This is a genomic window from Mycobacterium sp. (assembly GCF_049802695.1).
Taxonomy (GTDB): Bacteria; Actinomycetota; Actinomycetes; order Mycobacteriales; family Mycobacteriaceae; genus Mycobacterium.
The window spans coordinates 1-7,639 of record NZ_JBARMY010000322.1 but is presented as its reverse complement, the minus strand read 5'-3'; the positions used below and the strand labels follow the sequence as shown (position 1 = coordinate 7,639).

Genomic DNA, 7,639 nt, shown 5'->3' with positions numbered 1-7,639 from the left:
TGGCCAAGGCGTGCGCCAACGAGCCGACCGGGATGTCGGCGGTGCTCGGCGGGGACGAGACCGAGGTGCTGGCCCGTCTGGAGCAGCTCGACCTGGTTCCGGCCAACCGTAACGCCGCCGGTCAGATCGTCGCCGCGGGCCGCCTGGATGCTCTGGACAAGCTCGCTGAGGATCCGCCGGCCAGGGCGCGCGTCCGCGCGCTGGGCGTAGCCGGGGCCTTCCACACCGAGTTCATGGCCGCTGCCCTCGACGGCTACGCGGCAGCAGTGGCCGAGGTGCAAACCGCCGCGCCCACTGCCACGCTGTTGTCGAATTATGACGGACAGCCGGTATCGTCGGCCGCGGAGGCGATCGAGAAGCTGGTCGCTCAGTTGACCCGGCCGGTGCGGTGGGATCTGTGCACCGCGACTCTGCGGCAGAACAATGTCACGGCGATCCTGGAGTTCCCGCCGGCAGGGACGTTGGCCGGCATCGCCAAGCGCGAACTCAAGGGCGTGCCGGGCTACGCCATCAAGTCGCCGGCAGACCTGGCGGGCCTGGCTGAATTGGAGTAGCCCGAGCTGCACCAGCCCGATCGCCGGACCCGTTCGAGTACGACCGCATAACTCGCTACCAGATACGAAACGCACTCATACCGCACGCAACGAAGTCATATCGCACATAACAAGTAACACAACACATTACGAAGGGAAACCGCTGTGCCTGTCAGTCAGCAAGAAATCATCGCCGGTCTCGCCGAGATCATCGAAGAAGTCACCGGTATCGAGCCGTCCGAGGTGACGCCGGAGAAGTCGTTCGTCGACGACCTGGACATCGACTCGCTGTCGATGGTGGAGATCGCCGTGCAGACCGAGGACAAGTACGGCGTCAAGATTCCGGACGAGGACCTCGCCGGGCTGCGCACCGTCGGCGACGTCGTCGAGTACATCCAGAAGCTCGAGGAAGAGAACCCTGAAGCCGCCCAGGCGCTGCGCGCCAAGCTCGAAACGGAAAATCCCGACAAGGCCGAGGCCGTGCGCTCGAGGATAGATGCGGACAGCAAGTGACCAAGCCTTCCACTGCTAACGGCGGTTACCCCAATGTGGTGGTGACCGCCGTCACAGCGACGACGTCGGTAGCGGCGGACATCGAGGGCACGTGGAAGGCCCTACTGGCCGGCGAAAGCGGCATCCGCGTCCTCGAAGACGAGTTCGTCACCAAATGGGACCTGCCTGTCAAGATCGGTGGCCACCTCAAGGAGTCCGTCGACGACCACATGGGCCGGCTGGACATGCGACGCATGTCGTATGTCCAGCGGATGGCCAAGTTCCTCAGCGGCCAATTGTGGGACAACGCCGGCACCCCTGAGGTCGACCCGGACCGGTTCGCCGTCGTGGTCGGCACCGGTCTGGGCGGCGCGGAGCGGATCGTCGAGAGCTACGACCTGATGAACGAGGGCGGGCCCCGCAAGGTGTCCCCGCTGGCTGTTCAGATGATTATGCCCAACGGCGCCGCGGCCGTCGTCGGCCTACAACTGGGCGCCCGGGCCGGGGTGATGACTCCGGTTTCGGCGTGCTCGTCAGGCTCGGAGGCGATTGCGCACGCGTGGCGCCAGATCGTCCTGGGTGACGCCGACATCGCCGTCTGCGGCGGTGTCGAGGGCGGCATCGAGGCGCTGCCCATCGCGGCGTTCTCGATGATGCGGGCGATGTCGACCAACAACGACGACCCCGAAGGGGCGTCGCGCCCGTTCGACAAGAACCGGGACGGGTTCGTGTTCGGCGAGGCCGGCGCGATGCTGGTCATCGAAACCGAGGAGCACGCGAAGGCCCGCGGCGCCAAGCCGCTGGCCCGGCTGATGGGAGCCGGCATCACCTCCGACGCCTTCCACATGGTCGCGCCGGCGCCGGACGGTATCCGCGCCGGTCAGGCGATGAAGCGCGCGCTGGAGTTGGCGGGCTTGTCGTCGAGCGACATCGACCACATCAACGCACACGCAACAGCAACGTCGATCGGTGACGCCGCCGAGGCCAACGCCATCCGGGTCGCCGGTTGTGAGCAGGCCGCGGTGTACGCGCCGAAGGGCGCGCTGGGCCACTCCATCGGCGCCGTGGGCGCACTGGAGTCGGCGCTCACCGTGCTCACCCTGCGTGACGGAGTCATCCCACCCACGCTGAATTACGAGACACCAGATCCCGAGATCGATCTGGACGTGGTCGCGGGTGAACCCCGTTACGGCGATTACCGTTACGCGATCAACAACTCGTTCGGCTTCGGTGGACACAACGTCGCACTCGCCTTCGGGCGTTACTAAAGGACCGAAAGGAACTCCTCCGACACTGATGAATACTTCAGGACTGGCTACGGGGAAAGGCTTCCCCAATGTGGTCGTCACCGGCATCGCCATGACCACCGCCGTGGCATCCGACACGGAAACCACGTGGAAGAATCTGTTGGACGGGCAAAGCGGCATCCGCAAGCTCGACGACCCGTTCGTCGAGGAGTTCGACCTTCCGGTCCGCATCGGCGGTCACCTTGTCGAGGAATTCGACAGCCAGCTGACCCGGATCGAGAACCGCCGGATGGGCTACCTGCAGAAGATGGCGACCGTCTTAGGGCGGCGGGTGTGGGACAACGCCGGCGCGCCCGAGGTCGACACCACCCGGTTGGCGGTGTCCATCGGCACCGGCATAGGTTCCACCGAAGAACTGATCTTCAGTTACGACGACATGCGGGCACGTGGCATGAAAGCGGTTCACCCGCTGGTCGTGCAGATGTACATGCCCAACGGCGCGTCGGCCGCGGTCGGTCTGGAACGCCACGCAAAGGCCGGAGTGATGACCCCGGTGTCGGCCTGCGCGTCCGGTTCGGAGGGCATCGCGCGGGCCTGGCAGCAGATCGTGCTCGGTGAAGCCGACATGGCCATCTGCGGTGGCGTCGAGACCAGAATCGAGGCGGTGCCCATCGCGGCGTTTGCGTCGATGCGCATCGTGCTGTCGAAGAACAATGACGACCCGGCCGGTGCCTGCCGTCCGTTCGACCGAGACCGCGACGGGTTCGTCTTCGGTGAGGGCGGCGCCCTGATGGTCATCGAGACCGAAGAGCACGCCAAAGCTCGCGGGGCCAGTATCCTTGCCCGGCTGATGGGGGCCAGCGTCACCTCCGACGGCTTCCACATGGTGGCCCCGGATCCCAACGGGGAACGCGCCGGGCACGCGATCACCCGGGCGATTCAGCTCGCGGACCTGACGCCGGGCGACATCGACCACATCAATGCGCACGCCACCGGCACCTCGGTCGGCGACCTCGCGGAATCGAAAGCCATCAACAACGCCCTGGGCGGTGACCACCACCCGGCGGTGTATGCGCCCAAGTCGGCGTTGGGCCACTCGGTCGGCGCGGTCGGCGCAGTCGAGTCGATTCTGACCGTGCTGGCGCTGCGGGACCAGACCGTCCCGCCGACACTGAACCTGGTCAATCTCGATCCCGAGATCGACCTGGACGTGGTGGCCGGCCAGCCGCGCCCGGGCAAGTACGAGTACGCCATCAACAACTCGTTCGGCTTCGGCGGACACAACGTCGCGTTGGCTTTCGGCAAATACTGACGCTCAGCATCTATCGACAGGAGAACTGCGATGACGATCGTGGCCCCAGAGGCGGTCAGCGAGTCGATCGATCCTCGTGACCCCTTGCTGCGACTGAGCGCGTTCTTCGACGACGACAGCGTCGACTTGCTGCACGAGCGGGACCGCTCCGGGGTGCTGGCCGCCGCCGGCACCGTCAACGGCGTGCGCACCGTCGCGTTCTGCACCGACGGCACGGTGATGGGCGGCGCGATGGGCACCGAGGGCTGCTCGCACATCGTCAACGCCTACGACACCGCGATTGCGGAGCAGAGCCCGATCATCGGCATCTGGCATTCCGGGGGCGCCCGGCTGGCCGAAGGCGTGCGTGCGCTGCACGCGGTCGGGACAGTGTTCGAGGCGATGATCCGGGCCTCCGGTTACATCCCGCAGATCTCGGTGGTCGTCGGGTTCGCCGCCGGCGGCGCGGCCTACGGGCCGGCGCTGACCGACGTCGTCATCATGGCGCCGGAGGGCCGCGTCTTCGTCACCGGGCCCGACGTCGTGCGTAGTGTGACCGGCGAAGACGTCGACATGGCTTCGTTGGGCGGGCCGGAGACCCACCACAAGAAGTCCGGGGTCTGCCACATCGTCGCCGACGACGAGCGGGACGCGTACGCGCGTGGACGCCGGTTGGTCGGCTTGTTCGCACAGCAGGGACTTTTCGACCGCGGCAAGGCCGAGGCAGGCGACACCGACATCCGTGCGCTGCTGCCGGGATCGTCGCGGCGCGCCTACGACGTGCACCCGATCGTGACCGCGGTCCTCGATGACGACACTCCCTTCGACGAGTTCCAGGCCAAGTGGGCGCCGTCGATGGTGGTCGGGCTGGGCCGGCTGTCGGGTCGCACGGTCGGTGTGCTGGCCAACAACCCGCTGCGGCTGGGTGGCTGCCTGAACTCCGAAAGTGCGGAGAAGGCGGCACGTTTCGTGCGGCTCTGCGACGCGTTCGGCATCCCGCTGGTGGTCATCGTCGATGTGCCCGGCTATCTGCCAGGCGTCGACCAGGAGTGGGGCGGTGTGGTGCGGCGCGGCGCCAAGCTGCTGCACGCGTTCGGCGAGAGCACAGTCCCCCGGGTCACGCTGGTCACCCGCAAGATCTACGGCGGGGCCTACATCGCGATGAATTCGCGGTCGTTGGGCGCCAGCAAGGTGTTCGCCTGGCCGGACGCCGAGGTCGCGGTGATGGGCGCGAAGGCAGCGGTGGGCATCCTGCACAAAAGGAAACTGGCCGCCGCGCCCGAGCACGAGCGGGAAGCGCTGCACAACGAGCTCGCTGACGAGCACGAGCGGATCGCCGGCGGGGTGGACAGCGCGATAGAGATCGGTGTGGTCGACGAGAAGATCGACCCGGCGCACACCCGCAGCAAGCTGACCGAGGCGCTGGCCGAGGCGCCGGCGCGCCGCGGCCGGCACAAGAACATCCCGCTGTAATCGCGCGCGAGCGTAGCGCCACCGCGAATTGCAGCCACCAGATTCGCACTAGCGTTACGCTCACGCAGCTCAGCGGCAGAGTATTCTCGAGAGCGCTTGGTGCAGTTCGCTTTCGGGGTGCTCAGGCAGCGTGTCGGCCCGCCACCCGACGAAGTCGTCCGGACGGACCAAGACCGCACCGCCAGGCCCAAGACCGGTGACCGCCGCCCACGCGCCGTCCGGGTCGACGACGTCCCCGTCCGCCCCAATCCGGTGAACGTCAACGGCAACGCCAAGAGCCGCCGACGCCGCAGCCGCGGCGTCGAACCAACCGGTCCCCTGCTCCCCCGTCAGCAGCGTGAACCCGGAGCCGAGTAAGTCGAGCGTCGAGACCCGCTTGTCGCCACGGAAGACCCAGGCGTGCGGGACGCGGGTGCCGGGTTGTCCATGCAGTTCGTCGACCAGCAACACGTCGCCGGAATCCGCCGTCGCGGGCTCGTTGGCCACCACCGCGGCTGAGCGGTATTGATAGCCGATGAGCAGCTCGAACATCGGCGCTTCCTCGTCCGGCGGCAATCGCGGCCTGTCGTCGTCTAATCGCAGAAAACCGAGCGCCGGCCCCGTCAGTGACTGGCGCGCATTGAAGCATCCGACGGGGTGTCGCTCGGTGTGGTAAGTGGCCAGCAACGCGGGATCGGCCGTCCCGTTCCAGACGGCGGCCAGCTTCCAGGCCAGGTTGTGCGCACTCTGGATGGCGGTGTTGGCTCCGCCGGCCTTGAACGGCGGCATGGTGTGGGCCGCGTCACCGACGAGAAAGATTCGGCCGTTCTGGAACTGAGCGGCTACCCGCTCGTAGGGCTGCCATGGCGCGACATCGACCACTTCCACGTCGATCGGCTCACCAATCGCTTTCGTCAGCACTTCGCGGCAACCCTGCGTGCTGAACTGAGCGGCGGCCTCCCCCTTGCCTGGGAAGTAAGTGGTAATGAACATGCCAAAGTCCTCGTACACCGGGAGAAATATGCCTTGGAGGTCGGCGTTGTCGACTTGCACGGCGTCGCCGTCGCCGAGCTGGGGGACGAACTTCCGCCACGGCCCCCGGAAGTAGATGAAGACGACAAAGATGGGCAGTGCGCCGTAGCCCGAGGTCGTCACGCCAAGCGCGTCGCGGATCGGGCTGTGCACGCCGTCGGCTGCCACGAGATAGTCGGCGCGCACCGTATCCAGTGTTTCCGACTCCCGTCTGCGTACGACTGCTTTGATGCCCGTTTCATCCTGCTCGAATGAGCACAACTCGGTCCCATAGCGCACCTGGCTGCCGTGCCGACGGATGTAGTCGAGCAAGATCGGTTCCAATGCACTCTGGGGACAGTATTGCCCGGCCGGCTCGGGGCTCAGTTCCCGGAAGGGCGAGAAGATTGCGTCGACGTCGAACGCCTGTATCTCTTCGGCGCTGTTCAGCGTCGGCTTGCCGCGCATGTCCGAGACTCCCTCGGCGATCGCGTGGATCTCGTCGGCGAGACCCAGACCGCACAGGATTTCCAGGCTGCGGAAGCTCAGGTTGCGCGCTTTCGGGTAAATGAAGATCTCGCGGCGCTTCTCGACCATCAGCGAGCGAACGCCGTGTTTGGCGAGCAGCGCCGAGGTGGCCAGTCCGCCTGCGCCGGCACCAGCGATCAACACGGGAAAATCCGCAACGTTCATCGCCTCTCCCTTCTGCACGGAACTAACTAGTTCCGTGTAACCCACGGTGACATGCTCGAGGAGAACGCGCAACTGCTACGGCGTCGGTGCGCCGGCAAGCGGCAAGATCACGTCTTCGAGCACCCGCCGGAAAAAGACCCGGTCGATTGGCCGTCCCGTCATCACCCGCAGCACGTTGAGGCCTAGGACCACGTCGGGTATCAGATTCAGATCGCGTCCGCCCGGCAGTTCGCCGCGAGCCACCGCATAATCGAGGACCGCTCGGATGATGTGCCGGGGGGTGGATAGCACAAGGTCGTCCAAGGCAGCCGCCAGGACGGGGTTGTGCATCGCTGCCGTGGCCACCCCTACGACGACCTGAATTGTGCCCAAATCAGCGTTATCAAGGTCAGGCACGGCAGCCACCAGGACCTCTATGTCGCCGCGAAGGCTGCCGGTGTTGGGCGGCTCGACGGGTCCCAGGCGTCGTCGCCAGTGGGCGATCGCGTCGGCGACCACCATGGCTTTGGATGCCCAGCGACGATAGATCGCGGCCTTGCCGACGCCGGCACGAGACGCGATGTCGTCCATGCTCAACCGGTCATACCCCAGCTCAGCCACACCCGTTAGCGCGGCTTCCAGGATGGCTGCGTCCAAGGATCGATCGAGACGTCCCGGGCTTCGCGCCGGCCGCGGGGTGCGCGTCGTCTGGCCACTTTCCAGCTCCATGATCCGTCCTAGCCGGTACGGGTTAGTTCCGTTCCATCGTATCCGCCGCTGCAGATGCCCGGCACCCGTCAGCCGAATCGCGCCAGGAACTCCTCGGCCACCTCGATGACGCGGTCCCGGTCGGGCTCCACCAGACCGATCCGGGTGCGGCGATCGACGATGTCACCGATCTCCAGCGCACCCTCGTGGGTGACCGCGTATTCGAACTCCGC

General features: G+C 66.4%; 8 protein-coding genes. 5 read left to right on the top strand and 3 right to left on the bottom strand.

Annotated elements, in window-relative coordinates:
* From WA317_RS13300 to WA317_RS13280, 5 genes are all read left to right on the top strand, one after another.
* On the top strand, nucleotides 1-554 hold a 554-nt coding region (locus WA317_RS13300; protein ID WP_425173479.1), incomplete at its 5' end, for an ACP S-malonyltransferase.
* A gap of 144 nt (nucleotides 555-698) precedes the next feature.
* Nucleotides 699-1,046, top strand: a complete 348-nt coding sequence (gene acpM / locus WA317_RS13295) for a meromycolate extension acyl carrier protein AcpM (RefSeq protein ID WP_425173478.1) — start codon at nucleotides 699-701, stop codon at nucleotides 1,044-1,046.
* Complete coding sequence (gene kasA, locus WA317_RS13290) at nucleotides 1,043-2,293, top strand: 3-oxoacyl-ACP synthase KasA (RefSeq protein ID WP_425173477.1); 1,251 nt, start codon at nucleotides 1,043-1,045, stop codon at nucleotides 2,291-2,293. Before acpM ends, kasA begins: the two co-directional genes overlap by 4 nt.
* 28 nt (nucleotides 2,294-2,321) lie before the next feature.
* Nucleotides 2,322-3,584 carry a 3-oxoacyl-ACP synthase KasB gene (gene kasB / locus WA317_RS13285; RefSeq protein ID WP_425173476.1) on the top strand — a complete coding sequence of 421 codons (1,263 nt, stop codon included), beginning with the start codon at nucleotides 2,322-2,324 and terminating at the stop codon, nucleotides 3,582-3,584.
* A 30-nt stretch (nucleotides 3,585-3,614) separates the two neighbouring features.
* Nucleotides 3,615-5,036 carry an acyl-CoA carboxylase subunit beta gene (locus tag WA317_RS13280; protein WP_425173475.1) on the top strand — a complete coding sequence of 474 codons (1,422 nt, stop codon included), beginning with the start codon at nucleotides 3,615-3,617 and terminating at the stop codon, nucleotides 5,034-5,036.
* Nucleotides 5,037-5,105: 69 nt separating this feature from the next.
* On the opposite strand, the gene WA317_RS13275 is transcribed toward WA317_RS13280, so the two are convergent.
* From WA317_RS13275 to WA317_RS13265, 3 genes are all read right to left on the bottom strand, one after another.
* Nucleotides 5,106-6,719 (bottom strand): FAD-dependent monooxygenase, encoded by a 1,614-nt coding sequence (locus WA317_RS13275; RefSeq protein ID WP_425173474.1) that lies wholly within the window; start codon nucleotides 6,717-6,719, stop codon nucleotides 5,106-5,108.
* A 75-nt stretch (nucleotides 6,720-6,794) separates the two neighbouring features.
* Nucleotides 6,795-7,427, bottom strand: a complete 633-nt coding sequence (locus WA317_RS13270; RefSeq protein ID WP_425173473.1) for a TetR/AcrR family transcriptional regulator — start codon at nucleotides 7,425-7,427, stop codon at nucleotides 6,795-6,797.
* 68 nt (nucleotides 7,428-7,495) lie between these two features.
* Nucleotides 7,496-7,639 (bottom strand): hypothetical protein (locus WA317_RS13265; RefSeq protein ID WP_425173480.1); only part of this gene is annotated, 144 nt, incomplete at its 5' end.